A 25,471-nucleotide genomic window follows, 5' to 3' on the forward strand; every position below is an offset into this window, starting at 1 on the left:
TCCGAACCTCCGCTTTAGGCGCTCAATGACCGCAATGGGTCGAAAGCTGCTAAGCATTGGGAGCACTAAGTGATTAAGTTTGATCCGTCGATACTGTCTGCTGATGCAGCAGATCAGTACACATGGAACTGGATGAAAGTTCGCACGGAGCCTCTGTCCGCTGAAGACTATCTTTCATTCGCTATCGATGATTTGGCTGATGGGAAAGCCCCTAGAAATTTGATTAATGCTTTGTCTAACGCCAAGAAGGCCTTGCATTTACGCCTCGAGGACCTTTGCCTGGGATTTGGTGCGCGAGATCTAAAAAAATTGAAAGCATTTCCAGCGCTGATAAATTATGCCCGGGAGTGCGGATTTGTCGCTCCTCGAGTATTAGATCGCCTTAACGCGCAGCGCAACGCGGTTGAACATGACTATCTACTTCCTATAGAAGCTGATGTTGAGACATTAGTTGATATCGTCCAATTATTTCTAGCCGCAACTAATCGATGGGTATCTAGGCGCCCTTGTGAAGTGGAAATATATAATATAAAAGTTCCAAATGATTCATTTGAATTCTATTTGAGTCAACTCGCTTTTGACTGGCCACTAGGAACGGCGTCACTTATTTTTAGGGAATCGGGAAAGAGTAGAAATGAGTTGGCTGAGGTAATTAAATATCAATCACCCTCTCCTGAGTTTTTTCAATGTGTAAGATTCGCTCTTCACAACTCAGATTAATTACTCTAGAGTTAATTGAAAGCCCACTACAAAAAGACCAATTGACGATTTTTTTGAAAAAATAGAGCATGATATGCTCATCTAAGTATCTGCTTTTTAGGTTGATGGGCGGGCGTTAACGGTTGATTCGATTTGTCGCATAACAGTCTAATGGAATGACACTGGAGAATTTTCGCTTTGGATTGGATGCCGTCTCGCGACTGCCTGCTTTCGACCCAAAGCTGACATTTATGAATCATCCTGCCGCTGACAGCCTCGGACAGCGTTAGCTGTCCTTCGATCACATCCAAGAGCTATACGTGGCTGTTACATTTCGCAGTGCTAGGCGTACTGCCTGCGGCTTCGCACCTCGTTTCGACCGCAAACCTACCGCTCTTAGTGGCTTGCATATGGACTTCCACTGACTATTTCACCTGTGTTGTCAGTGATCGCGGACTACCATACCCCGGCTCGTTCGAGATAGTCCCAACAAATGAAGAAAAATGTGTTTCCGTCAGGTGCTTGACGAAAACCATAGTCACTCTCGTACTCGGGATATTCTATCTCGCCGGAGACGTGCAGACGCTCAATTTCAAGAAACAAATTCTTGGTCTGGATCACAGCCCATGAAAGTAATTCGTCTGTGGAGCTGTGAATGTATGCCTGAACAGTGAGATCGGGATACAGCCAGTTTGGTCCGCCATTAAGTGATGAATGAATCGCTTCCAACCGCTTTTCGTACTCTGTTCTCTGACCTGATGCCAAGCTGTACCTAATCGTGAAGTTGTCGAAGGACTGGGTGCAGCGCTGAACTCGGCTGGCAAGGCCACGCATTTGTCTGTTGGACTGTGCGATGTGCCAAGCGTCTATGCCCGCGATGTAATCCAGCTCATCGCGACTGTTTCTCTGCTCATTGGCCTCAACGGAAATAAGGTCGCCGCCACCAATCAAATCCGCATTACGGGCGATCGGCCAAACGATTTCCTGAAAGTCCCTAGCAGTCTGCCTCATGGATGCTTGAACTGGGGGGGGGATGTAACTCATAAGAAATAGCCCGTCGGAGGTTGAGTGGTGATGTGGGTGAATGACTAAAAGGGTGCAAATTACTCTAATCCATGCGGTGGCGCAGTTGAACAGAGCGATCCATGCTCGACTCACGCTGTGGCACGAGATGCGCTTAGCTAGTACTTCAGTTTCTAGCTTCGTATTCCCATCGTCACTAATCTTAAACTGTCGCGTCTTGAATGACTCGGACCAGCATGAGGCTGCCGACCGTAGGCGCACTGCGGCTGTCTGCTCATGGCCGTCGGCGGAACTTCGCCGCCGACCGCGGACGTCAGTTTCCACGAGAACCGGACGCTCCGACGCCGCGTGCAAGATCCACGGGCATATGCGGTCTACGATTCAATTAGATGCAACGATTCTTGCAAGCGTCACGCATGCGGTTTCTATGTTGTCGGGGTGTAGGTTGGTCACGCTGAGTAGCAAGCCATGTTGCGCGTGCCCGCGGCTAAGATGCCAAGCGGAGAGCGCCGAGGGCGCGAGGCCATGTGCGCGGGCGATACGCACCACGGCGATGTCGTCGGCAATCTGTGGCAGCGGTGCGATCACGCCCAGGCCAGCCGCCAGCGTGCCCGGCAGAAGCCTGTTTACATGCGTTAGCGCGAGGTTGCGGCGCTCGGCATAGAGAGCCTTCATCTGCCGCAGGTGCCGCAGGAAGTGCCCATTGGATAGAAACTCCATAACAGCCAACTGGGTGATCCGGTTCGGAGCCGGGGCCAACACGGCGGCAACCTCGACCAGACGTTCCGCCAGCGAACGTGGGGCGACGACGAAACCAAGGCCGAGCGCCGGACTGAGCGTTTTGCTGAACGACCCGATGTGGATCACGCGCTCGGCGCCTGCGCCTGAGGCAAGGGCCGGTGCAGCCCTACCGTCGAGCTGAAGTTCCCCAAGATAGTCATCTTCGATGATCCAGGCGCCACTTGACGCCGCCCAGTCGAGCAAGGCGTGTCTTCGTGCGCGCGATAGGGTCACGCCTAGCGGTGCGTGTTGGCCTGGGGTGACCAGTGCCAGCATGGCGTCTGGGGCCCGGGCGATGCCATCGTCCACGCGCAGCCCCTCGGCGTCAACAGCCACAGGTTCAAGCGTGGCGCCGATCAGCTCGAGCCCGCGCCTTCCCAGCGGATAACCTGGCTCTTCGATCCACGCCTTGCGCCCTTGAGCGCGTAGCGCCGTGAGGGCAAGCAGCAGGCCCTGCCGGTATCCACCGGTGACGATGATTTGATCGGGATGGCATTGCATTTGTCGGCTGATGGCAAGGTGGCTCGCGATCTGGGCCCGCAGCACGGATTCGCCTCGCGGGTCAGCGTAGGCCGTGTCATTGCTCGAGTCGTCGCGTAGGGCACGCGCTCGCATGCGGGCCCACAGCTTGGCTGGAAACGCGTCGTGAGCGGGTACGCCCATTTGGAACGGCCGTGGGGCGCTCGAAAATGGACGGTTGAAAGCCGCCAAAGGTCCGTCGATTGGCAAGTCGTCGACCGCTTCGATGGTAGGCGGCCGAGCGCATACGCGCGTTCCTGCGGGTCCGGCACCGAATACCAGGTTCTCGGCGATTAGCCGATCATATGCCACGCGGATGGTGCCGCGCGCGACACCAAGCTGCGCGGCGAGGTCCCGACCGGAAGGCAAACGCTGTCCTGGCGCAAGCCGGCCGCCGAGGATCGCCTGTCGCAGGCTCGCATGGATCTGGTCGCCGATCGGCGCGACGGCGGCTCGGTCCACTTGAATCGACAGCGCATCGAACGTACTTAAGTCAGTCATCTTGGGTCAGTCGTTTCGGCAGTTTTTGGGCCTGTTTCTCCAACAGCCGGTGGAGTAACGTCTGCTTATGACATGGATCGCGGTCGAAGTCGATAGGCGGCCTTCGGGGCACGCTGGCCGCGATTCGACAATCATAAACAACAGCAGAGGACTGTGATGACCCGTTTGAACTGGCAAGAGATCGCACCTGAAGGCGCAAAGGCACTTTTCGGTATCCACCACTACGTCACGAGAAGGACGAACCTTCCGGAGGAACTCGTGCACCTCGTGTTCCTCCGCGTTTCGCAAATCAATGGCTGCGCACACTGCATCGATATGCACAGTCGCGATCTAAGAAAAGCCATGTCGATCGACAAGATCAGTTTGGTACCGGTATGGGACGAGGTGCACCATTTGTTCTCTGAGCAGGAGCGCGCCGCGCTGGCCTGGGCTGAGGAGGTGACCCGTGTCAGCGAGACGCACGCGTCTGATGAGGCGTATGCCGCCGCCTCGGCACAATTCGCGCCCAAGGATCTGGTTGACCTCACGATCACGATCGCCGCGATGAACGCGTTCAATCGGCTGGGAGCGCCATTTCGAGTTCCTGTCGCTGCTCAGTCGTGATCTGGTTTCCACACGCAGATTGGAAGTGATGCTTCACGGGCTCGAAGATTGCAGAACCCTAGGCGTCGATGAGGCATTTCAGTCTGAGCTGCGCGAAGGGCCGCCTTGGAAAACCGCTTGCGGGCGTCCGCATCTGGCCGGCAAGCGACCGCTCGCCGGCCGGGATGCGTCAAACCTCGGTTTGCTCTGCCATCTCAAGAGCATCGTCGACCTCGATGCCGAGATAGCGAACTGTGCTTTCCAGCTTCGTATGCCCGAGCAGCAGCTGTACAGCCCGAAGATTCTTCGTCCGGCGGTAGATCAGCGAGGCTTTTGTACGGCGCATAGTGTGGGTGCCATATGCGGTATCGTCGAGGCCAATCGATGCGACCCAGCGATGCACAATACGGGCGTACTGCCGCGTCGACAGATGCGGTGACGTATGCAAGCGGCTCGGAAACAGAAAATCCGCCGCCTTTAGTCCTCGCGCCTCGATCCATGCTTCAAGGCTCTCACGGGTTTGCTCCGTTATCTCGAATTGAACCGGACGCTGGGTCTTTTGTTGCATGACGGTGGCTCTCGCGGCCACATGGCTTCCGTGACGTATGTCCTGCACCTGCAATCGCGTGAGATCGCACGCTCTAAGCTTGCTATCGATTGCGAGATTGAACATTGCGAGTTCCCGGACGTTGGACGCCATCTTCAGTCTCGTTCGGATTGCCCAAATTTCTCCTAGCTTTAGAGGTGGCTTCTGCCCGGTGAGTTTGCCCTTGTTCCATGGCGCAGGACGGCCAACGGTCACATTCGCGGATTCCATGACAATCTCCTTTCGCGTAAAGGGAGATTCAGTGTGCTCCTACGGAGGGTCGCTATGCGACCCTGAGCCGACCTTTCCCTGGCCCGATAGCAGTCTTTCAAGACGCGTGCTGGCTGGCTTGCTCAGACGTCAAACGACGCGTTCGCCCCCTCCGTGTCGAAGCTAATCTCGAACTCTTCGCATTCGAGTTCGTCGGGCGACTCCCAAAGCTTGCTCGCCATCTCGAAGACATGATCCGGTACGACCATGGAAAACGTGGGACCTCGCTCTTCATTTCTGCGTCGAACTCGCGCACGACGGATTTCCAAGGGTGCGTCGAGGACATGGAGGTGAGGGGGAAATCCTTCGTTCGTGATCATTCGACAGAACTGGATTCTTGGTTGCTGCTGGATCAGACCAAGTTCGAGCACAACGTCTCGACCCGACGCCAGTACTCTGCGGCTGTGGTTCCATATCAGACCCAGCAACCGTTCTTTTCGCTCAACATACCAAGGCACAAAATCGCCGCCTGGGCGGTCTGGGCTGAACAGCGTCGCAAACCACTCGTCGAGCGGGATGTGCACGCCGTTGCTGCTTGCAGCCAGAGCCGCGCCGAAGGTGGATTTTCCAGCCCCTACCGGGCCCTCGATCAAATGAACTTGAGACATGCTTGACAGTCACTGATTAAGAAACGGGCGAGATTATCACGCGACCTCCAACGCCCGCTTCTGGCCGAGACTGTGTGAAAACTCGTGATGGACTTGTTTTCGAGGGTGTTCAAACCCTTCCCTCAACTCCGATCGTCGATCCTGAGTTGATCTGAGAGGCCAACTTCCGACATGACCCTCAGCACGGTGAGTTTTCACACAACCTCGGCCGGCAGCGGAAGTTCGATTGGATAGCCGAATGCAAGCTCAGAGTGCTTATCGGAGGCGAGTATCCACTTGCCGAAGCCGCAAGGGCCCCCGTAGAGATGGCAAGCCGTTTCACCGTGGGCAAGCTGCTACTGCACATGGCTTGAAACTGAAGACGCTTCAGCGCGTGGGCGCATGAGTCAGATGTGGGCTGGTTTGAGCAACCGGGGAAATCCGGGTGAGTCCAGCCTGACCCCTGTTTTTCGCATCTGGCTATCAGCATGGCGCGAATTGCCGTGTATTCGACATTCCCGCCAACACGACATTGGCCTATTCTGCGCCCGCCCAGAACCGTCTTCGAGTGCCGTCATGACCGCGCAGACCGATTCCCGCAGCCGTGACGTCCAGACCGAGCGCCTGCTGACCGCCCCGATTTTGCCTGTGATGTTGTCGCTTGCCGGCCCGACACTGCTGGTGATGCTCAGCCAAACGTTTGTTGGACTGATGGAGGTGTGGTTTCTCTCCCAGCTCGGTGAAGACGTGCTCGCTGGCGTGTCGGTTGTGTTTCCACTGCTGGCATTGACGACGGCGCTTGCGACCGGCGCGGTCGGTGGGGGAATGCTTGGCGCGGTTGCGCGGGCGCTGGGGCGCAACGACCGCGTGCAAGCCAACGCGCTGGTTTGGCATGCTGTCGCCATTGCGGTGGCGTTTGGGCTTGTCACGGCAGGGCTCGTCTTGGCTTTTGGCTCCGCGGCGTTCAGTGCCATGGGAGCTAGCGGCGAAGCGCTTGCGCACGCCGACCACTATGCCGCCGTCGTCTTTGGCGGCGCACCGCTGATATGGCTGTTCAATGCACTGCTGGCGCTCATTCGGGGCAGTGGCAATGTGCGCTTGCCGATGCGGGTGGTGTGCGGCGGCGGCGTCATCCTGATACCGGTATCGTGGCTGCTGATCTTTGGCGCGGCAGGCTTTCAGGGGCTGGGTGTGACAGGCGGCGCGTTGGCAATGGTTTTGTATTACGTCGTTGGTAGCCTGGTTTTCGCAATATATCTTTGGCGTGGCCAAGGAGTGCTGCAGCCGGCCGCCAGACCGGTGCGGCTGCAACGTCGGCTATTTGCCGAAATTCTCAAGGTCGGCGGCGTGTCGGCCGTTATCGCGACAAGTACCAATCTCACCATCGCCATCGTTACCGGCTACGTTGGGGCGTACGGTCTGGCGGCCGTGGCCGGATACGGGGCGGCTGCGCGATTGGAATTCTTGTTGGTGCCGCTCAGTTTCGGCATCGGCGGGCCTGCCGCGATCCTGATTGGCACCAACGCTGCGGCAGGCAGGATCGATCGCGCACGCCGCGCCGCGTTGATCGCAGCCTGTCTGGGGTTCGGCGTTGCCGAGACTATTGGGTTGGTGGTTGCGATATGGCCCGAATTATGGCTGGGCGCGTTTTTGACGGACCCCGAAAGTGTGGCGACGGGAAGCGTTTACCTGCGCCATGTTGGCCCCTTTTTTGGCTTCTTCGGGCTTGGATTCACCCAGTACTGCGCCGCGCAAGGCACCGGAAAGATGGCGGTACCGTTGGCGGGGGCCTTGGCGCGCACGGTGGTGGCGTTGGGTGGGGGGCTGATCGCCACCACGCAGACCGGGCTATTCGTCAGCGTGGGCCTGGGTATGGCGGCTTTTGGTGCGGCGGGGCTTTATGCGCTGCTGCGCGATTGCCGGAAACAGGAATAACGAAGGATGGCTTTCGACGTCCAAATGGCGCAACAAAGTGGGCCGATATTTTTCAACAACGTGGATGCCGTTCCCCGTGCCGGATTAAGCTGATCTTTCATTGCCTGAAAAGGAAGCATGATGCGGCACGTTGGTTTAATCCTGGAAGATGGCTTCCAGCTGATGGGTTTGGCGGCGCTCTCTGCCTTTGAGCTCGCCAATACTGAGCTGGGCGATAAGGGCTATCGGCTGACGGTGCTCTCTGAAAAAGGCGGCACGGTCAGGTCGTCCATGAACGCAGGTATCGAAACAACGCCGCTAGGTGTCATACCCGATACCCTGATGGTTGCCGGCCAATTGGCGCCCCAGGATATTTCGCCCGGGCTGCGTGCGTATCTCGCCCGTGCGGGGGAACAAGCCCGCCGGGTGGCTGGGGTATGCACAGGCGCTTTTGTACTAGCACACGCCGGTCTGCTTGACGGCCGTACCGCCACCACGCACTGGGCGCATGCGCCGGCGCTTCGGGCGCGCTTTCCGAAGGTCAGGGTCGAAGAGGACCGAATTTTCATCCGTGACGGCAACATCTGGACGTCGGCGGGAATGTCATCGGCCATCGACCTGACGCTTGCGCTGATCGAGGACGACCATGGGGCTGCGCTTTCCCGGGCACTGGCTCGTAGGCTTGTCGTCTACCATCGTCGCCACGGCGGGCAATCGCAATTTTCGGCGATGCTTGCGCTGGAGCCTCGCTCTGACCGGGTAAAGCGCGCGCTGGCCTACGCCCGTGAAAACCTGCGCAATCCCTTGTCTGTCGAAGAGCTTGCCGAGGCTGCCAGCCTGTCACCGCGTCAGTTCAGCCGGGTATTTCGCGAAGAAACCGGGCGGTCTCCGGCCAAAGCCGTGGAAATGCTGCGCTTGGAGGCTGCGCGCGTCATGTTGGAAGACGGTCGTCACCCTTTGGAAATCGTGGCGCGTGACACGGGTTTTGCTGACCGTGACCGAATGCGGCGCGCCTTCCTGCGCAACCTTGGCCAGCCCCCGGCCAGCGTGAAGCGGAGCCTGATGTCGATGCAAGACCGCGACGCCGCCTAAGTGACCTTGGGCGGCCTGCTTATAACCGGTGTCTGTTTTTGCCGGATCTATGGCATTTGAGACTTCACCCGACCCGCGCATAGTACGTCCATCGAAGGCGCCATCCAGGCGCCACACAAGGACAAATCATGCAGATGACGGGCAACACAATCTTTATCACGGGCGGCACCTCGGGCATTGGCCGCGCGCTTGCCGAACAGTTTCATTCCCTGGGTAACAAGGTCATCATCGCCGGGCGCCGTCAGGCCCTGCTGGATGAAGTGGCCGCCACCCATCCGGGGATCGAGGGCATCGCCCTGGACATCTCGGATGCGGCCGACATCGACCGCGTTGCCGCGCAACTGATCCGCGACTACCCGACGCTGAATGTACTGGTCAACAATGCGGGGATCATGCCGTTCGACGATCCCTCGGGCCGGATCGATGATGCCGTGTCGCGTCAGATTCTCGACACGAACCTGCTTGGCCCGATCCGGCTGACCTCTGCGCTGATCGAACATCTGAAGGCGCAGCCGCGCGCGACCATCATTCACAACACCTCGGTTCTGGCCTACGTGCCTATCGCCACCAATGCCGTCTATTCCGCTTCGAAGGCGGCGCTGCACTCGTATGCCTTGTCGCAACGCTTCATGCTCAAAGGCACGAGCGTGTCCGTCCAGGAAATCGCGCCTCCGTGGGTCGACACCGACCTGATCAAAAAGAGCGGTGACCCTCGCGCCATGCCGCTGGACGCCTTTATCGCCGAAACGATGAAGGGGCTGGCGACCGACGCACCGGAAGTGTTTGTTGAGGCGATTCGTGCCCTGCGAGACAACCCCGGCATTGGTGAACATGCGCTGATTGACGGTTTCAACACTGAAATCGCCGCCAACCCCATCCCCGTCTAAGACGCCTGACAGGCGGGCTCGCGCCCGCACAGACTGCATTTTTTGGAGAGTTGAGTCATGACCGGAACGCTTGCCGACGATTCGCGCACGGTGTTGCTGCCCGCGGGATTCCTGGCCTTGGGAACGTTCGCCATTGGCACAGAAGGCTTCATGATCGCGCCCTTGCTGCCGGTCATGGCAAAGGACTTTGCGCTGCCCGTGCCCACCATCGCGCTGTTGGTGATCGTGTTCACGCTGGTGCTGGCATTGTCGTCGCCGGTGACCACTGTGGTGACCGGCCGCATGGCCCGCAAGCAGGTGCTGCTGATCGCGATGGCCCTGTTCGCCATTGGCAACGTTGTGGCCGCGCTGTCTTCGTCGTTCACGGTGCTGATCGCCGCGCGCGTGCTGATGGCCATTGCGGCGGGGCTATATGTGCCCGCCGCCAATGGCCTGGCCGGCGTCATCGTCCCACCCACGATGCGTGGGCGTGCGCTTGCCATTGTCAGCGGGGGGCAGACATTGGCCATCGCACTGGGCCTGCCGCTTGGCGGACTGATCGGCCACGCCTTCGGCTGGCGGGCAACCTTTCTGCTGGTCGGCGCGATGAGCCTGGTGGCCATTGCAGGCATTTTCACTGGCATCGACCGTGACGCGGGGCAGGGCATCGCGGTGGCCAGTTTGCGCGAACGTGTCTCGGTGGTGGCGCAGCGTTCCGTGTTGCGCTTGCTGGCGGTCAGCCTGTTCTGGTCAATCGGTGCCTTTGCTGCCTACCCGTATATCGCCGAGTATCTGAGCGCCGTGTTGGCCTTCGGTCCATTGGAGATCACAGCATCTGTCTCGCTCTGGGGGCTTTGTGCAGCGGCGGGGGTCATGACCGGTGGGGTTCTCAACGATCGCTTCGGGGCTGGCACGGTGGTGCGCGGGTCACTCGTGCTGTTGGCGTTGTCGTTCCTGGCTTTGGCCGTTGCAACGGTGCTGCCACCGGGAGTTTCGTTGGGTCTGGTCATGAGCGCCGTGGCTGTGTGGGGCTTCACGGTGTGGTCATTCTTTCCCGCGCAGATGGCACGGCTTATCGGCGCGGGCGTCCCCTCGCAAGCGCCCGTTGCGCTAGCGCTTAACACCTCGACGATGTATTTCGGATTTTCAATCGGCAGCGCCCTGGGTGCCACCGTGTTGGGCGCTGGCGCCATTTGGGCAATTGGCGTCGTGGCGGCCATGGCGGAACTGATCGCCTTGGGCCTGAACGCCGCCATTGCGCGTAGAACTTGAATTTCTCTGTATCGGCGGGTTCACGGCTGCCGGTTTTCAGCAACACCACTTTGAAAGGAACCAAGAAAATGACTTCCCGTATCAACACGCCCGCCGCCGCTAGCGCCTCCGGCGAAACCGCCGACGTTTTCGCCGCTATCCGCAAAGCGGTGGGCATGGTCCCCAACGCCTATGCGGCCATTGGCGCCTTGAATACGCCCGCACTTAAGGCGATGCTGTCCGCCGACGCGGTGCTGGCGCAAGGCGTCCTGTCCGCGCAGGACCGCGAAACCATCAAGTTGGTGGTGAGCGCGATTGCCGGTTGTGACTACTGCGTCGCTGCACACAGCTTGGCGGGCAAGGCATCCGGCCTGCCCGTGGACACCGTGCGCGCCATCAGGGCGCTGCAGCCGACCGGCGATGCAAAGCGCGATGCGCTGATCCAATTTGTCCGGCACCTTCAAGAAGGCCGAGGCACCCTCGACGCCGAGCAATTCATGGCCTTGCGCGCGGCGGGTTATCCGGACGAGGCCGTCGTGGATATCGCATTGGCCATCGCCGTCATCACGTTTACGAACGTGTTCAATCGTGCGAATGACACCGTGGTGGAATTTCCAGAACTGAAGTAATGGGAGTGACGGGGGAAGGGGAGCAGTAAGGAGGGGCGGTCGGGTCGGGTCGATGATCGTTCCCGACCCATCACGGCCGTAGGTCTAGACAGTTTGATAGGCTGCAAATGCAGCGGTTGCTGCCGATCGACGTTCGTGCACAGGTGGCTGCAGTGGGGGGGGCCGGCGCCCATGTCACAGGCAGAATCGGGACCAATAGCAGTTCCTCGCACCCAAGAGACGTAAGGGAGGCCGATCGAAAATTTTTCTCCGACGAGCGTTGTTTTCAGTCACCGAATGGTGATGATGCGGCGGATGCGCAATAGGCACTGCACTCAAGAACAGGCGCGGGAGCGCCGTGCAAGTTGTCTCTGCTATAGGGTGTGCACGCCAAGGATAGGACATGCCGGAAAAATCGGACCAAGCATCAGAGTATGCGCCTTCGCTCTCGTAATTGCTACGCGCAGAATCTTGCGGCTCCGGTGATAGGGCACAGAGTCACCCCACCAGACGAAAGACGAGACCATCTGGATACCATCATGACGTCCTTCGCGAACGACGATCACTCCATCGAACTGTTTTCCCTTCGACTTGTGAATGGTCATCACCTTAATCCCTGGTGGGTCGTCCACCCCGCCAAGTATTTGATCTTGAGCGAGCGCTAGATCAAGAACGGTGCGAGCTGCCGTGTACTGCCCATCACGGACCCAGGTGGCGCCCAGCCCCCCGCCGATCCGCTTGCCCCGGTTGAAGGCAACCAGATAGTCCAGATTCTTGGCTACATCAACAAGGTCGCCATCCCCAGTGGCTCTCAACGCACGTTTGATTCGGTTCCAGTCTTTGGCCGGGTCGCCCGTAAAGATCTCACCGGCGAGTTGGTCCATCACACTCAGCACAGCCTTAACGAACTGGGCTTTGGGAATCTTGCCTTCCCTGCATTTCAGCGCCCAAAGCCTCCACTGCTTCGCAGCTGCCAAGCCCGAGGCCTGTTTTGAGGCGGCGAGCAGATCCAGCGCAGTAGCGAGATCAGAAATGCGTTCGCCCGCGCTCTTGGGCTCGAGAAGAAACGCGGCGAATCGGGCGGATAGAAGCGCCTCGGCTTCATCGAAAGCCAGTTGGTGCCTGACGGGCTTCGGCCCTGCGTTCAGCGCGACAGAAATCTTGGCTGCAGACGCGCCTGAGTGGGTCAGGATAGCCAAGTTGCGGCCATACTTACCCGTTGCCTTCCTTATCTCTCGTTGAAGCATCCCGATTGCCATTCGCAGCACAGCACTTTGGGTTCGCAACTTCGGGTTGTAGGCAACGGAGGAAATCCCCACATATGGGCCTCCTCTCACGTTTCCGAGCAAGATGTCTTGACCGAACACTGCGATCTCGGTTCCGCTGCTGCGGTGGTTTTGACCGCCTAAGTCGATTTCGTGAGGCTTGAGCGACGTCTTGATCGCCGCGATTCGTTCAGGACCTACGCCGGGCAGGTGGTCAAATATCTGCTGCTCGAGATCCGCCAAGCATACGACCTGTGAGAACTCGGAAAGCATTTCAATGCAGCGCCAAGCGTTCGCGTCCGTGTCTTGGGCTTCATCCACGATGATCAGTGGGTGACGTTGTGTGATGAGGCGCCGCACATGTCCGCTTCTCTGCAACAGTTCTGCTGCATTCGCAGCGAAGAGCTCGAACCCGATACGGCCCTCCTCGCGAAATAAGCGCTCCCGCTCGGCTAACCAGTCACACCAAGCAGGATTGTCAACATGACGATCTTTCTTCTTGATCGCACCATAAATAGCCTGTTCATCGGCCGGAAGTAAAATGCGTAGCGACTTAGGCGTGCCAAGAAGGTATGAATGGGCCGAAAGGAGCGTCCAAAAAAAGGAGTGGAAAGTTTGCATGCTCAGCATTCCACGCTGAGGCCTCGGAACTTCCATGCGAGTTGCCTCGCCAACTCGCGCGACAGCCGCTCTCGAAAAGCTTAGGAAGAGCACCGACTGCCCCGGAGACATTCCTTGAGTGATCCGAACTACGGCCTTCTTCAGCGCGATAGTCGTCTTACCGCTTCCTGGCCCGCCAAGTACTAAGGCGTGCCCTTCGCAATCGAGAAGCCGCTGTCGGAGCTCACAGACTTGCATCGCCGTCATCTCGCTATGCCCCCTCAGCGCCTAGCGGGGGATCTGCAGCAGCCACGTTGGGCGCGGCTTCGTCTTCGGGTCTCACATCTGCAGGCTTGGGGAAAGCCTCATAGACCTTTTTCAAGAAGTCTGTGACTGACGCAGGTAGTTCAGCGATACTGCAACTCTCGAAGAGACGGGCCGCCCAGCCCGCTCCCTTTGCGCCGCGAAGCGCCTTAGTCAGAAGCGTCCTCACCTCAGCATCCGACGGCTTCACGTCTGGAATCTCAAAGTTTCCGTTGTCGCCGGTCGTTCGCAGATCATCCAAAAACGCCCACATGCGTTCAATCGAGACCTCGGCGACGACCAAGTCCTCAAAACCAGCATACGGGTGCTCCCAATCGACGTCAAATGCGTCGGTCAGCAACTGCTTCTTGGCCGGTGGTCGTACCAGGAAGTCGTAGAACGAAAAAGTTTTGAGGCCAAGTGCTCCGAAGAAGTTGCCAAACTTAGGCATATTGCCTTCGCTCTCCGCGTCGAAGAATGCAACGCCGGCAATGTCCAACGCTTGCAGATTAGGATCGTCTGCCTCCATGATCCGGGCTGCGGCCGGAAGCGCATGGAATTCTGTGAGGCCTTCAACGACGATTGCGCCGCGGCCCAACATACATTCGGTCAAACCGCGTCTAGCGTAGCGCTTGAAGTCGTTACCTTTGAGGCTTCCCCCAGCATCTGACACCTTCCTCGCAGTGATGCTCGACTCAGGGCCCCGAGAGAGCAGCAGTGTTTGCTCGGGTTCGAACCGTTCGATGACGAAAGGCGAATGCGAGGTCACAAAGGCTTGAGTTGTACTGCCCAATAGGTAGTCGGCAATTCGTCTCTGCGTGTGAGGCGGCACTGCGATCTCCGGCTCTTCCATTGCGAAGATGACGCAGTCCGGTTTGAGCTCGGCAATAAAGGATAGAAGTGCCAACACGAGCACGTTGAGTGTCCCAGTTCCTACCTGCTGGAACGGGACTGGCGTCTGATCATTGGACATTGCCAAGAAGAACGCCATTGTTTTCCTCAAATGCTCGCGCGTCAATTGGGAGACGTGCAGCTTGGTCGTTCTCCCTAGCACCTCAGAGGAGATGTACTTCCCGAGCCGTGCTTCGATCGATTGCAGAACTGGATCGAGGTGCGTTGCGTCTTTCTCTATGTCGAGATCACGCAATCGGCCTATGGCTTTCTCCCACAGGCCGGCGCGCAGCCCACGGAGCCGCAGGATGACATCGAGCAGCGACCCACGCTCCAGGCTTAAAGCGCGCGAACCAGTACGAACCGCCCTCAGGTAGAGGAAGCCAAACATGCGCTTCACATCTTTGCTGACCCGGTCCAATTCTCCTGGCTCAGCCCCTGGACTGCGTGAGTAATACGTTTGGGCTTCGAACTCGTCCTCCTCAGGGTTGTACTTCGCCTGAGTCTCCAGACGAAGACAGGTCACGACCAAGGGAGGGTTCGCTTGGTCAACTTCTCCCGGTTCGAGAAGCCTCCTCTCGGCGGTATTCCAGAACTCGAGGTGCTGACCACAGCGGTTTTCGACATCCGCATTGATGTCTATCAGCACTACCTCAATGCGGATGGGCACGATGGTCATCTCGCCTCCTTCGTCGGCAGGCGGGACTAAGTACTCAGCGTTGTGGAAGTCGAATTCCTCGACCGGAGGAAACCTGGAAATTCGATCGGGTCCAAGAACGAGGTCTAACGCTTCGCAGACAGTGCTCTTGCCGACGTTGTTCGGACCGACTATGAGGCTGTGCCCGTCGAAGTCCAGTTCCGCCGTCTTGATGCTGCGAAAGTTATTGACCTTCAGTCTGACTACCTTCACTTGACCTCCTCCTTTTTTCGTGTGAGTGCAGGGCTGCTGGCGCGCGCTGTGGAACACTCGTCGCAGCAACAGCACAGCGACGGACGTCTTTTCTTATGCCCTTCGCTTGGCCTAAATTGCTTTGTTCAAGTCCACACCACGGCCCGCAGCCTTCAGTTCTAGCGCGAGCCTGATCCGCCATAAGCCCCTCTGTCATCGAATTGCTCGTACAACACGCCGGCGTAGGCGCTGGGAATCTTTACTCCGTCTCTACATAAGACATACACGTGCATTTGCATTTGCATTTTGTAACATGATAGCCGATACCAATGCTTATTTTGAGTTAAGCCAAGGTCGCGACTATTGCGAAGGTCAACTTCTCTGGTTTTCGACAAGCGCTCGAGTGCGGGGCAGGATTTCCCGTCCAACAAGAAGATCCTTGGGCTTGCCGATGGCCGCTCTGAGTGCAGCTAGGCGAACAATCCATCCCGGCCCTTGGGGTTTGGGCGTCATCAACGGCGGCTTTGGGGCGCGCCAAAGGCGCACGTGCGATGCCGAGGGATGTCCTCAAGCAGCCTACAACGGCCATCGCTTGATGCACTTGTGATGGCCGCTCCGGGCCGCAAACTGACGCTCATGACGATCAACGACCGCTTCTGGCCGATTCAAGTCATCCCCCACGCACAGACTCAGCAACCCCCACCGACCTCACAGCCAACCGCAACCCCATCGCCTTCAAAATCGCCGTCAAACTACTCAACGCAGGATTCCCTTCCGGAGACAACGTCCGATAAAGTTGCGTCGGATTCAAATGCGCCTGCTCTGCCACCTCCTGCACACCGCCAAACGCCTGCGTAAGCTGACGCAGCACGGTCAGCAATTCCGCCTGATCACCATCCTCCAGAATGCCGTTGATCACGTCCAAGGCCAGCGTCGGATCATCGCGATACAACTCGGCCATCGCTTCGTCATGTGCTCTGCTTCGCAGCATCATTTATCCCTTGCCTGCCCTGCCGGAAAACTAAAACCCGGCTGATGTCGACGCAGTAGCGTTCAACCCGATATGAAGTGATATTCGTTTATTGACGAATAAAAATCAATAGGATCAGACCCCAGCACGTCATCAAGCCCCGGCACGTCGCAACCGCCCACCCCCACCCCCGCCTGATAGAATCAATCCTTTGCCTTTTTCCCTGCTCCCCACCCCATGTCGCGCACGATCTTCGTCACCACTGCCCTGCCCTACGCCAACGGTTCCTTCCACATTGGCCACATCATGGAATACATCCAGGCGGATACCTGGGTGCGCGCCATGCGGATGGCGGGTCACACCGTGCACTTCGTGGGGGCGGACGACGCGCACGGTGCGCCGATCATGCTCAAGGCCCAGGCCGAAGGCATCACGCCCCAGGCGCTGGTGGGCCGCTACGCGGCTGAACGGCCGAAATATCTGGATGGCTTTCACATCCGTTTCGACCACTGGCACAGCACCGACACGCCGGAAAACATCGAGCTGTCCCAGGACATCTACCGTGCATTGAAGGCCGCCGGCTTCATCGACAGCCGCGAGATCGAGCAGTTCTACGATCCGGTCAAGGGCATGTTCCTGCCGGACCGCTACATCAAGGGCGAGTGCCCGCGCTGCCACGCCAAGGACCAGTACGGCGATTCCTGCGAGGTCTGCGGCGCGGTCTACAGCCCGACCGAGCTGATCGAGCCCTATTCCACCCTGACCAAGGCGCGGCCGGTGCTGCGCAGTTCCGAACACTTCTTCTTCCGCCTGTCGGACCCGCGCTGCGTGGCCTTCCTGCAGGAATGGACCACGGGGACGCGCGCCGACGGCACTGCCCGGCTGCAGTCCGAAGTTCTCGCCAAGACACGCGAATGGCTGGGCACGGAACAAGGCGCCGAGGCCAATCTGGCCGACTGGGACATTTCCCGCGACGAGCCCTATTTCGGCATTCCCATCCCCGACGCGCCGGGCAAATATTTCTACGTCTGGCTGGACGCGCCGGTCGGCTACCTGGCCTCGCTGAAGGCCTACTGCCGCAAGAGCGGCCTGGATTTCGACGCCCTGCTGGCACCGGACGGCGACACCGAGCAGGTGCACTTCATCGGCAAGGACATCGTCTATTTCCACGCCCTGTTCTGGCCCGCGATGCTGAAGTTCTCCGGCCGCAAGATCCCCGACATGCTGCACGTGCACGGCTTCATCACCGTCAGCGGCGAAAAGATGTCCAAGAGCCGGGGCACGGGGATTTCTCCGCTGCGCTACCTGGACATCGGCATGGACGCCGAATGGCTGCGCTACTACATCGCCGCCAAGCTCAACGCCCACGTCGAGGATCTGGACTTCAACCCGGATGATTTCGTCGCGCGCGTCAACAGCGACCTGATCGGCAAGTACGTGAACATCGCCAGCCGGGCGGCGACCTTCATCACCCGCCACTTCGATGGTGCCCTGGCCTATGCCGGCGACACCGATGCGCTGCAGGCCGAACTGCGCGACTGCGCCGAACAGGTGCGGGCCGATTTCGAGGCGCGCGAATACGGTCGCGCCATCCGCCGCATCATGGCCCAGGCCGACAAGATCAACCAGGCTTTCGACGCGGCCCAGCCCTGGGTGCTGGCCAAGGGCTTCGCCCAGGCCGAACCGGCGCAACAGTCCGCGCTGCAGGACATCTGCTCACGCGCCCTGGCCGGCTTCCAGGCGCTGTCGGTGATGCTGACGCCGGTGCTGCCGGCGCTGACCGAGCGCGTCGCCCGCGAACTGTTCGGCCGCGACCGGACCTATGCCTGGACCGACGCGGGCGAGCTGCCCACGCGCATCGCCGCGTTCAAGCACCTGATGCAGCGCGTCGATCCGGCGCTGCTCGACGATCTGTTCGAACCGCCCCAGGCCCCGGCCACGATCCCGGGCGGCGAACCCATCGCCGAGACGATCGACATCAAGGATTTCGGCCGCATCGACCTGCGCATCGCGCGCATCGTCGAATGCACGGAAGTCGACGGCTCCGACAAGCTGCTGCGCCTGTCCCTGGACGTGGGCGAAGGCCGTCTGCGGCAGGTGTTCTCCGGCATCAAGTCGGCCTACAAGCCGGACGACCTGACCGGCAAGCTGACCGTGCTGGTGGCCAATCTGGCGCCGCGCAAGATGCGCTTCGGGGTGTCCGAGGGCATGGTGCTGGCCGCCAGCCACGCGGACGAAGGCGTGGATGCCGGGATCTACGTCCTGGAACCCTGGCCGGGCGCCCAGCCGGGCATGCGCATCCACTAAGGCCTGTCGGCCCCGGCCAACCCCGATCCGCTCAGGCCGGATCGGGCGTCTTCTCGCCAAACAGCAGGCGGGTGATCAGGGCCTCGTCGATGGCTTCGCCGCTCAGCGTGCGCGCCAGGATCTCGCTGCCAAGCGCCTGCAGGGAAATCACGATGTCGGGATTGACGCGGCGGATCTTGCTCAGGTGCTGCGGCGAATTCGCCAGGGCGACCAGCCGGGTGTCGGTGCCCCCTGCTTCGCGGCCCGCCATGACGATGAAGGCGTTTTCCGAGTCATCCTGACGCAGCGCCAGGATGTAGCGGGCCCGGGCAGCGCCTGCCTGCAGCAGGACGGCAGTCTCCGAGGCGTCGCCCTCCAGAAGATCGGCATCCTCAGGATACGGATGGCCGTCCATGGACGGCACGATCACCGTCACCTCGTGGCCGCGTTGGCGCAAGGCGGCGTACAGGCTTTGGGCCAAAGGGCTGACCCCGGCCAGAATGATGTGATTTTTACGCATGCTGTGTGAAACCCTTCCGCGCACCAGCCGCCGGATGTTGCCCCCGATCAAAGGCCCGACCACGGCGCTGATGGACGTGGCGAAGACCGTGATCCCCAGAATGATGATCGAAATCGTGAACAGCCGCGCCGCATCGGTCTGCGGGCTGATGTCCCCATAGCCGACCGTCGACATGGAGACGATGGAAAAATACAGTGCGGTCACCGGGTCATGCACCGGCGGCGCAAACTCGTCGCCCAGATACAGGACGCCGAACACGGCGTAGATCAGCAGGCTGGCGACACTCAACACCGTGAACAGGCTGCCCGCCGCCAGGCTGGCCCGATCGAAATACCGCCAATAAGCGACCAGCGCCGCCACCAGCACGACGGTATAGACCGCCAGGCCGGCGTGGCCCTGGCCATGCCACAAGGAATAGCTGCCCACCAGGGCCAGCAGGAGCAGGCTCATGGCCCAGGCGATCCGCGCCCGGTACAGGAGACCGACCGCCATCACCTGTACCCCGATACCCAGCATCAGCCGCGCCATCTGGGCGATGCCGCCCGAATCGAGGAAAGCGGTCACGCCGGCACCATCGCGCACCTGCAAGGCCTGGAGGACCCCCTGCGGACCGATGGCGCTCCAGAACGGCTGCAGGAACAGATAGCCATCGAACGCGACCAGCGCGGCGACCAGCCAGTGCCAGGGAAACCGGTGCATCAGGCGCGCGGCGCGCGCCAGGGCCGGATGAAGAGAAAGCCGCATGCGGACCGCGACCCCATAGGGCTGATTGAGATCCCAGTGTACTGCACACCTTTTCCAGCACCGCCCGTATACTCCCAGGCATGCAGCCTGTTTCCAATCCCCGCATCGAGACGCCGGAGCGCCAGACAGCCGCCCGGCGCAGCACCTGGGTCAGCGTCTGGGTCAATCTGGCGTTGACGGCCGTCCAGTTGGTCGTCGGCCTGTTCGCCCATTCGCAGGCCCTGGTCGCCGACGCGATCCACTCCCTGTCCGATCTGGTCTCCGACGGCATCGTGCTGGTGGCCAACAAGCACGGCGCCAAGGCGCCTGACGCCGCGCACCCCTACGGGCACCTGCGCTTCGAAACGGCCGCCACCCTGGCGATCGGCGTGATCCTGATCCTGGTCGGCCTGGGCATGCTGTGGGGCAGTTTTCAGCGCCTGCAGAATCCGGATCTGATTCCCACCGTCCATGCCGCCGCGCTCTACACGGCGCTGCTGGCGCTGCTGGCCAAGGAAGGACTGTTCCGCTACCTGCTGCGGGTCGCGCACCGCGTGCGTTCCACCCTGCTGGTGGCCAACGCCTGGCACGCCCGTTCGGACGCGGCCTCGTCCCTGGTGGTGGCGCTAGGGGTGGGCGCCAATCTGGCGGGCCTGCCCCTGGCCGATCCCCTGGCCGCCCTGGTGGTGGGGCTGATGATCGCCCGCATGGGCTGGAAATTCTCCTGGCAGTCCTTCAACGATCTGGTGGACCGTGCGGCTGACGACGACACGGAACGCGCCATCCGCGAACGCATCCTGGGCACGTCCGGCGTGCGCGGCATCCACGACCTGCGCACCCGCAAGATGGGCGACATGATCTGGGTCGAGGTCGACATCGAAATGGACGGCCAACTGACGATCGAGGCCGGCCACGCCATCGCCGTCGAGGCCCGCAAACGCGTCATGGCCGACCTGCCGGTGCTGGACGTCATGACGCACTTCGACCCGGTCTGAGACGGGTCGGCATTCGGCCCGTCAGCCGATATGCGTATTGCGCGCAGGCCCGTCCGCCGTGTCCATGCGCGCCAGCCCCTGCACGATGCCGCAGGCATCGACCGGCTGCTCGGCACGGCATTGTTCCCGCAATCCGACCAGTTGCCGCTGCAGGTCCTGCAGTTCGCGCAGGCGCACGTCCACGTGCTCGATGTGTTCGTCCAGCAGATGATTGATCGTGCCGCAGTCGCGGGCGGGATGGTCGATCATGCCCAGCAGCGCGCGAATCTCGTCGTGAGCCATGTCCAGCCCCCGGCAGTTGCGGATGAAGCGCAGGCGTTCCAGATGCGCCGGACCGTACTGCCGGTAGTTGCCCCCGCTGCGGGCGGGCGCAGGCAGCAGACCCGCCTTCTCGTAGAAACGGATGGTCTCGGTGGAACACCGGGCGGCGCCGGCCAGTTCGCCGATTTTCATGTAGATACTCCTGGAATGCTCCGAATGCTTGACCTTGTAGTGACTACAAGGTGTGTACTGCCATCATAGATCGCAGCACAGGAATCTGTCATGTCGCACGACCACCCTATCGACGCCTGCGGGCACGCCGCCGACCCTGGGCATGGACGCTCTCACGATCATGAGCACGCCCCCAATCATGACCACGATCACGGTCATGTGCGCGCCCAGGCGCCGGACGCAGGCTGCTGTCACGGTCACGGCATCAGCCACGCCCACACGCACGGCGGGCAGCATGCGGACGCCATCCCCCTGGCGCCCGCCGCCGCGCAGGGCGACGACCTGCGCACCGAACTGCGCATCCTGCAGATGGACTGCCCCACTGAAGAAGCGCTGATCCGCCAGTCCCTGGGCGCCCTGCCCGCCGTGCGCTCGCTGGACTTCAACCTGATGCGCCGCGTGCTGACCGTCGTCCACGCCCCCGATGCGCTGGACACCATCCTGCAGGCGATTCGCGCGCTGGGCTTCACGCCCGAACAGGCCGGCGAGGCCGGTGCATCATCCGACCCGGTGACCGAGACGCCCCAGTCCTGGTGGCCGCTGGCGGCCTCGGGCGTTGCCGCCCTGGCGGCCGAGGCCGCTCACTGGTTTGAGGCCCCCTGGGCCGTCCCGGCAGTTCTGGCGCTGCTGGCCATCGCGAGCTGCGGCCTGGGCACCTACCGCAAGGGCTGGACTGCGCTGCGCCACGGCCAATTGAACATCAACGCGCTGATGAGCATCGCCGTCACGGGCGCCCTGATCCTGGGCCAATGGGCCGAGGCCGCCATGGTGATGGTGCTGTTCACCCTGGCCGAACGCATCGAGGCGCGCTCGCTGGATCGCGCGCGCCGCGCCGTGCAGGGCCTGATGCAACTCGCCCCGGATCAGGCGTCCGTCCGTCAGGCCGATGGCGGCTGGCGCGACATCCCCGCGCGGAACGTGTCTCCGGGGGATCTGGTGCGGACCCGCCCGGGCGAGCGCATTGCCCTGGACGGGCAGATCGAATCGGGACGTTCGGCCGTGGACCAGTCCCCCATCACCGGTGAAAGCCTGCCCGTGGACAAGGCGGTCGGCGACCCGGTCTACGCCGGCACCATCAACGGCACCGGCGAACTGCACTACCGCGTTTTGGCGGCCGCCGGTGAATCGACCCTGGCGCGCATCATCCGGGCCATCGAATCGGCACAATCGGCGCGTGCGCCCACGCAGCGTTTCGTGGACCGCTTCGCCCGCGTCTACACCCCGCTGGTGGTGCTGCTGGCCGTGGCCATTGCCATCCTGCCGCCCCTGCTGGGCCTGGGCGGCTGGTACGAATGGATCTACAAGGCGCTGGTCCTGCTGGTGATCGCCTGCCCCTGCGCCCTGGTGATCTCGACGCCGGTGTCCATCGTCAGCGGCCTGGCAGCCGCAGCCCGCCACGGCGTCCTGGTCAAGGGCGGCGTCCACCTGGAACAGGGCCGCCTGCTGCGCTGGATCGCGCTGGACAAGACCGGCACCGTCACGCACGGCCGGCCTGCGCTGACCGACGTGGTGGCGCTGGACATGGCCGACCCCGCGCGCAGCCACGCCCTGACCGCCGCCCTGGCGACCCGCTCCGACCACCCGGTCTCCCGGGCCGTGGCGCAGGGGCTGGACGCCGGCCCCGCCCTGCCCGTCGAGGACTTCGAGGCCCTGGCCGGACGCGGCACCCGCGGCCTCGTGGACGGCCGCCCGCACGTCCTGGGCAACCACCGGCTGATCCACGAACGCGGCTTGTGCTCGCCCGAGCTGGAAGCACGCCTGGAAACGCTGGAACGTCAGGGCAAGACCGTCGTTCTACTGGCCGATGAGCACCGCGCCCTGGCGCTCTACGCCGTCGCCGACACGGTCAAGCCCGACAGCGCCGCCGCAATCCAGGAACTGCACGCGCTGGGCGTACGCACCGCCATGCTGTCGGGCGACAATCCCCACACCGTCGCCGCCATCGCGGCCCAGGTCGGCATCGACCGCGCCGAAGGCAACCTGCTGCCCGAGGACAAGCTGCGGATCGTCGGCGGCCTGGCCGTGCCGGGCACGGCCGTGGGCATGGTGGGCGACGGCATCAACGACGCGCCCGCCCTGGCGCGCGCCGACGTCGGCTTCGCCATGGGCGCGATGGGCACGGACGCCGCGATCGAGACTGCCGATGTCGCCCTGATGGACGACGATCTGCGCAAGATCCCCTGGTTCATCCGGCTGTCGCGCGACACCCATCGGATTCTGGTGCAGAACATCGTCATCGCCCTGGGCATCAAGGCCGTGTTCCTGATCCTGACGGTCGTCGGCCTGGGCACCCTGTGGATGGCGGTGTTCGCCGACGTGGGCGCCAGCCTGCTGGTGGTGGGCAACGGCCTGCGCTTGTTGAGGCGATGAATGCGGGATAATCGCTCCATGACACGGATGGCGACATGGAATCCAGCACGAAACCCAAGGGACTGAACCGGCCGCTGCTCGATCCGGATCTGCTGAAGGCGATGGTCGCCGTGGTGGACTGCGGCGGCTTCACCGCAGCAGCAGCCCGCCTGCACTCCACTCAGTCCACCGTCAGCCAGAAAATCCGCCGGCTGGAGGACCTGGTCGGCCACCGCCTGCTGGACCGCAGCGGCCGCGAAATCCTGCCGACCGACGCCGGCCAGGCGCTGCTCGGCCACGCCCGCCACCTGCTGGCGCTGAACGACCAGATCCTGGACGTGATGGCCGGCGCCACCGTCGGCGTCACCGTGCGGCTGGGCGTGCCCGAGGACTTCGTCGCCAGCCGCACCACGCAGCTCATGGCGGACTTCAGCCGGCGCCATCCCCAGCTCAAGCTGGAAATCACCAGCGGCCTGTGTTCCGGACTGATCGCCAGCTACGACCGGGGCGAACTGGACCTGGTCCTGACCAAGCAGCGCGGCCACAACCGCTCGGCCGTCGCCAGCCGGCCGGAGACCCTGGCCTGGATCGACAGCGCGCGTCACCCCTGCTTCCAGACCGATCCGGTGCCCCTGGTGACCTTCCCCCCTCGGGGCCTGTACCGTGAGGACATCATCCGCGCCCTTGAAGCCATGGGCCGGAACTGGCGCATCGCCTACACCTGCTCCAGCCTGAACGGCATCCAGCACGCGGTGGCCGCCGGCCTGGGCATCAGCCTGCTGCCCTTGCGGACCGTGACACCGGACCACGCCCTCCTCGGTCCCCGCGAGGGCCTGCCGACCGTCGATGACTACGAGATCAGCCTCGTGCACCGCCCCACGGCGGACGCCACCGTCCAGGCGCTGGCGCAGGCCCTGGCCGGCATGCTGGATGAGGAGGGACACAGGACAGTCCACTGCGGACTGTCCTGAGCCAGACGAATCCGAGTGCCTTGCAAGGCACGAGGTGGACAAGGAGGGACACAGGACAGTCCACCGCGGACTGTCCTGAGCCCGATCAGCGCCGGCCCAGATCACCCAGGGTCAGGGGCGCATGGCGGTTGACGTCCTTGTACAGCAGATAGCGGAAAGGCGCCGGACCGCCGGCATAGCAAGCCTGCGGGCAGAACGCGCGCAGCCACATGAAGTCACCCGCCTGGACTTCGACCCAGTCCTGGTTCAGCCGGTAGACCGCCTGGCCTTCCAGCACGTACAGACCGTGCTCCATCACATGCGTCTCGGCGAACGGAATGATGCCGCCGGGTTGGAAGGTGACGATGTTGACGTGCATGTCATGGCGCATGTCGGCCATGTCCACGAAACGCGTGGTGACCCAGCGACCCTCGGTGCCCGGCATGGCGATGGGCTCGATATCCTGCTCGTTGGTGACGAAGGCTTCCGGATGAGGCACGCCGTCCACCACCTGGTAGCGCTTGCGGATCCAGTGGAAACGGGCGGCTTCGCCGCTGCGGTTGCGCAGGGCCCAGTCCGAGGCGGGCGGGATGAAGGCGTAGCCGCCCGGCTTCAGGACGTGCTTCGCGCCGGCCAGGGTCAGTTCGATCTCGCCTTCGACGACGAACAGCACGCCTTCGGCCTCGGGGTCCTGCTCGGGACGCTCGCTGCCACCGCCCGCGCCGACTTCGACAATGTACTGGGCGAAGGTTTCGGCAAAGCCGGTCAAGGGACGCGCCAGCACCCACAACCGAGTGTTGTCCCAGAACGGCAGGTGGCTGGTGACGATGTCACGGATCACGCCTTTCGGGATGACGGCGTAGGCTTCGGTGAACATTGCGCGGTCGGTCAGCAGATCGGTCTGCGGGGGATGACCGCCGTGCGGCGCATAGTAAGTCCTGGACATGGGAACTCCACGGG

The 25,471-nt window shown here is 61.6% G+C and carries 21 protein-coding genes and 1 pseudogene; 12 read left to right on the top strand and 10 right to left on the bottom strand.

The genetic code is table 11. The features are described 5' to 3' along the window. Nucleotides 1-69: 69 nt before the first annotated feature. Nucleotides 70-720, top strand: coding sequence for a hypothetical protein (locus WA983_RS13300; RefSeq protein WP_424312175.1), 651 nt, complete (start codon nt 70-72; stop codon nt 718-720). A gap of 435 nt (nt 721-1,155) precedes the next feature. On the opposite strand, the gene WA983_RS13305 is transcribed toward WA983_RS13300, so the two are convergent. Both WA983_RS13305 and WA983_RS13310 read right to left on the bottom strand, forming a co-directional pair. After that, nucleotides 1,156-1,710 carry a hypothetical protein gene (locus WA983_RS13305; protein ID WP_424249559.1) on the bottom strand — a complete coding sequence of 185 codons (555 nt, stop codon included), beginning with the start codon at nt 1,708-1,710 and terminating at the stop codon, nt 1,156-1,158. A 393-nt stretch (nt 1,711-2,103) separates the two neighbouring features. Next, nucleotides 2,104-3,522 carry a PLP-dependent aminotransferase family protein gene (locus WA983_RS13310; protein ID WP_063960797.1) on the bottom strand — a complete coding sequence of 473 codons (1,419 nt, stop codon included), beginning with the start codon at nt 3,520-3,522 and terminating at the stop codon, nt 2,104-2,106. 156 nt (nt 3,523-3,678) lie between these two features. Here WA983_RS13310 and WA983_RS13315 point away from each other — a divergent pair, with 156 nt between their 5' ends. Further along, nucleotides 3,679-4,125 carry a carboxymuconolactone decarboxylase family protein gene (locus tag WA983_RS13315; RefSeq protein ID WP_336727372.1) on the top strand — a complete coding sequence of 149 codons (447 nt, stop codon included), beginning with the start codon at nt 3,679-3,681 and terminating at the stop codon, nt 4,123-4,125. A 169-nt stretch (nt 4,126-4,294) separates the two neighbouring features. Here WA983_RS13315 and WA983_RS13320 read toward each other — a convergent pair whose 3' ends face one another. Together WA983_RS13320 and WA983_RS13325 are read right to left on the bottom strand one after the other, a co-directional pair. Continuing rightward, nucleotides 4,295-4,921: a tyrosine-type recombinase/integrase gene (locus tag WA983_RS13320; RefSeq protein ID WP_149063625.1), complete on the bottom strand. Its 627-nt coding sequence runs from the start codon at nt 4,919-4,921 to the stop codon at nt 4,295-4,297. A gap of 122 nt (nt 4,922-5,043) precedes the next feature. Further along, nucleotides 5,044-5,568: an AAA domain-containing protein gene (locus tag WA983_RS13325; protein WP_054501114.1), complete on the bottom strand. Its 525-nt coding sequence runs from the start codon at nt 5,566-5,568 to the stop codon at nt 5,044-5,046. 224 nt (nt 5,569-5,792) lie between these two features. On the opposite strand from WA983_RS13325, the pseudogene WA983_RS13330 reads away from it, so the two are divergent. The 6 genes and pseudogenes from WA983_RS13330 to WA983_RS13355 form a co-directional block, all read left to right on the top strand. Further along, a pseudogene (locus WA983_RS13330) lies at nt 5,793-5,921 on the top strand (quinone oxidoreductase); the annotation flags it as partial. Between the two features lie 202 nt (nt 5,922-6,123). Next, nucleotides 6,124-7,482, top strand: a complete 1,359-nt coding sequence (locus WA983_RS13335; protein ID WP_054501115.1) for an MATE family efflux transporter — start codon at nt 6,124-6,126, stop codon at nt 7,480-7,482. Between the two features lie 120 nt (nt 7,483-7,602). Further along, a complete protein-coding gene (locus WA983_RS13340) occupies nt 7,603-8,553 on the top strand; it encodes a GlxA family transcriptional regulator (RefSeq protein WP_054501239.1) in 951 nt (316 codons plus the stop codon). 128 nt (nt 8,554-8,681) lie between these two features. Next, nucleotides 8,682-9,440, top strand: a complete 759-nt coding sequence (locus WA983_RS13345) for an SDR family oxidoreductase (protein WP_149063627.1) — start codon at nt 8,682-8,684, stop codon at nt 9,438-9,440. Nucleotides 9,441-9,497: 57 nt separating this feature from the next. Next, nucleotides 9,498-10,691, top strand: coding sequence for an MFS transporter (locus tag WA983_RS13350; protein ID WP_272559283.1), 1,194 nt, complete (start codon nt 9,498-9,500; stop codon nt 10,689-10,691). Between the two features lie 68 nt (nt 10,692-10,759). Next, entirely contained in the window at nt 10,760-11,299 is a 540-nt protein-coding gene (locus WA983_RS13355; protein WP_175189244.1) for a carboxymuconolactone decarboxylase family protein, read from the top strand. Nucleotides 11,300-11,652: 353 nt separating this feature from the next. Here the strand turns inward: WA983_RS13355 and WA983_RS13360 are convergent, their stop codons facing one another. The 3 genes from WA983_RS13360 to WA983_RS13370 all read right to left on the bottom strand — a co-directional run bounded on the left by WA983_RS13360 (nt 11,653) and on the right by WA983_RS13370 (nt 16,214). Further along, the gene (locus tag WA983_RS13360) at nt 11,653-13,410 is read right to left on the bottom strand and encodes a UvrD-helicase domain-containing protein (RefSeq protein ID WP_424312176.1); all 1,758 of its coding nucleotides are present in this window, start codon (nt 13,408-13,410) and stop codon (nt 11,653-11,655) included. A 4-nt stretch (nt 13,411-13,414) separates the two neighbouring features. Next, entirely contained in the window at nt 13,415-15,247 is a 1,833-nt protein-coding gene (locus WA983_RS13365; protein WP_424252445.1) for an ATP-dependent nuclease, read from the bottom strand. Between the two features lie 649 nt (nt 15,248-15,896). Then, the gene (locus tag WA983_RS13370; RefSeq protein ID WP_424252449.1) at nt 15,897-16,214 is read right to left on the bottom strand and encodes a DNA-binding protein; all 318 of its coding nucleotides are present in this window, start codon (nt 16,212-16,214) and stop codon (nt 15,897-15,899) included. 219 nt (nt 16,215-16,433) lie between these two features. Here WA983_RS13370 and metG point away from each other — a divergent pair, with 219 nt between their 5' ends. Continuing rightward, nucleotides 16,434-18,503 carry a methionine--tRNA ligase gene (gene metG / locus WA983_RS13375; protein ID WP_424312177.1) on the top strand — a complete coding sequence of 690 codons (2,070 nt, stop codon included), beginning with the start codon at nt 16,434-16,436 and terminating at the stop codon, nt 18,501-18,503. Nucleotides 18,504-18,534: 31 nt separating this feature from the next. Here the strand turns inward: metG and kch are convergent, their stop codons facing one another. Continuing rightward, complete coding sequence (kch, locus tag WA983_RS13380; RefSeq protein ID WP_424252441.1) at nt 18,535-19,746, bottom strand: voltage-gated potassium channel protein; 1,212 nt, start codon at nt 19,744-19,746, stop codon at nt 18,535-18,537. 80 nt (nt 19,747-19,826) lie between these two features. On the opposite strand from kch, the gene WA983_RS13385 reads away from it, so the two are divergent. Further along, nucleotides 19,827-20,720, top strand: coding sequence for a cation diffusion facilitator family transporter (locus WA983_RS13385; protein WP_424252439.1), 894 nt, complete (start codon nt 19,827-19,829; stop codon nt 20,718-20,720). 21 nt (nt 20,721-20,741) lie between these two features. Here the strand turns inward: WA983_RS13385 and cadR are convergent, their stop codons facing one another. Next, a complete protein-coding gene (gene cadR, locus WA983_RS13390) occupies nt 20,742-21,173 on the bottom strand; it encodes a Cd(II)/Pb(II)-responsive transcriptional regulator (RefSeq protein ID WP_424252437.1) in 432 nt (143 codons plus the stop codon). Between the two features lie 90 nt (nt 21,174-21,263). On the opposite strand from cadR, the gene WA983_RS13395 reads away from it, so the two are divergent. Both WA983_RS13395 and WA983_RS13400 read left to right on the top strand, forming a co-directional pair. Next, nucleotides 21,264-23,582: a heavy metal translocating P-type ATPase gene (locus WA983_RS13395; RefSeq protein ID WP_424312178.1), complete on the top strand. Its 2,319-nt coding sequence runs from the start codon at nt 21,264-21,266 to the stop codon at nt 23,580-23,582. 62 nt (nt 23,583-23,644) lie between these two features. Then, nucleotides 23,645-24,532 (top strand): LysR substrate-binding domain-containing protein, encoded by an 888-nt coding sequence (locus tag WA983_RS13400; RefSeq protein ID WP_424252447.1) that lies wholly within the window; start codon nt 23,645-23,647, stop codon nt 24,530-24,532. Nucleotides 24,533-24,617: 85 nt separating this feature from the next. On the opposite strand, the gene WA983_RS13405 is transcribed toward WA983_RS13400, so the two are convergent. Further along, nucleotides 24,618-25,457: a bifunctional allantoicase/(S)-ureidoglycine aminohydrolase gene (locus tag WA983_RS13405; RefSeq protein ID WP_424252433.1), complete on the bottom strand. Its 840-nt coding sequence runs from the start codon at nt 25,455-25,457 to the stop codon at nt 24,618-24,620. Nucleotides 25,458-25,471: the final 14 nt, after the last annotated feature.

The sequence above is a fragment of the Castellaniella sp. genome, assembly GCF_049650445.1.
In the GTDB taxonomy this organism is placed as follows: domain Bacteria; phylum Pseudomonadota; class Gammaproteobacteria; order Burkholderiales; family Burkholderiaceae_B; genus Castellaniella.

What these genes read in the sequence shown, in the direction of transcription:
- WA983_RS13305 (WP_424249559.1), bottom strand. Translation starts at nt 1,710, where the DNA reads ATGAGGCAGACTGCTAGGGACTTTCAGGAAATCGTTTGGCCGATCGCC.
- WA983_RS13310 (WP_063960797.1), bottom strand. Translation starts at nt 3,522, where the DNA reads ATGACTGACTTAAGTACGTTCGATGCGCTGTCGATTCAAGTGGACCGA.
- WA983_RS13315 (WP_336727372.1), top strand. Translation starts at nt 3,679, where the DNA reads ATGACCCGTTTGAACTGGCAAGAGATCGCACCTGAAGGCGCAAAGGCA.
- WA983_RS13320 (WP_149063625.1), bottom strand. Translation starts at nt 4,921, where the DNA reads ATGGAATCCGCGAATGTGACCGTTGGCCGTCCTGCGCCATGGAACAAG.
- WA983_RS13325 (WP_054501114.1), bottom strand. Translation starts at nt 5,568, where the DNA reads ATGTCTCAAGTTCATTTGATCGAGGGCCCGGTAGGGGCTGGAAAATCC.
- WA983_RS13335 (WP_054501115.1), top strand. Translation starts at nt 6,124, where the DNA reads ATGACCGCGCAGACCGATTCCCGCAGCCGTGACGTCCAGACCGAGCGC.
- WA983_RS13340 (WP_054501239.1), top strand. Translation starts at nt 7,603, where the DNA reads ATGCGGCACGTTGGTTTAATCCTGGAAGATGGCTTCCAGCTGATGGGT.
- WA983_RS13345 (WP_149063627.1), top strand. Translation starts at nt 8,682, where the DNA reads ATGCAGATGACGGGCAACACAATCTTTATCACGGGCGGCACCTCGGGC.
- WA983_RS13350 (WP_272559283.1), top strand. Translation starts at nt 9,498, where the DNA reads ATGACCGGAACGCTTGCCGACGATTCGCGCACGGTGTTGCTGCCCGCG.
- WA983_RS13355 (WP_175189244.1), top strand. Translation starts at nt 10,760, where the DNA reads ATGACTTCCCGTATCAACACGCCCGCCGCCGCTAGCGCCTCCGGCGAA.
- WA983_RS13360 (WP_424312176.1), bottom strand. Translation starts at nt 13,410, where the DNA reads ATGACGGCGATGCAAGTCTGTGAGCTCCGACAGCGGCTTCTCGATTGC.
- metG (WP_424312177.1), top strand. Translation starts at nt 16,434, where the DNA reads ATGTCGCGCACGATCTTCGTCACCACTGCCCTGCCCTACGCCAACGGT.
- kch (WP_424252441.1), bottom strand. Translation starts at nt 19,746, where the DNA reads ATGCGGCTTTCTCTTCATCCGGCCCTGGCGCGCGCCGCGCGCCTGATG.
- WA983_RS13385 (WP_424252439.1), top strand. Translation starts at nt 19,827, where the DNA reads ATGCAGCCTGTTTCCAATCCCCGCATCGAGACGCCGGAGCGCCAGACA.
- cadR (WP_424252437.1), bottom strand. Translation starts at nt 21,173, where the DNA reads ATGAAAATCGGCGAACTGGCCGGCGCCGCCCGGTGTTCCACCGAGACC.
- WA983_RS13395 (WP_424312178.1), top strand. Translation starts at nt 21,264, where the DNA reads ATGTCGCACGACCACCCTATCGACGCCTGCGGGCACGCCGCCGACCCT.
- WA983_RS13405 (WP_424252433.1), bottom strand. Translation starts at nt 25,457, where the DNA reads ATGTCCAGGACTTACTATGCGCCGCACGGCGGTCATCCCCCGCAGACC.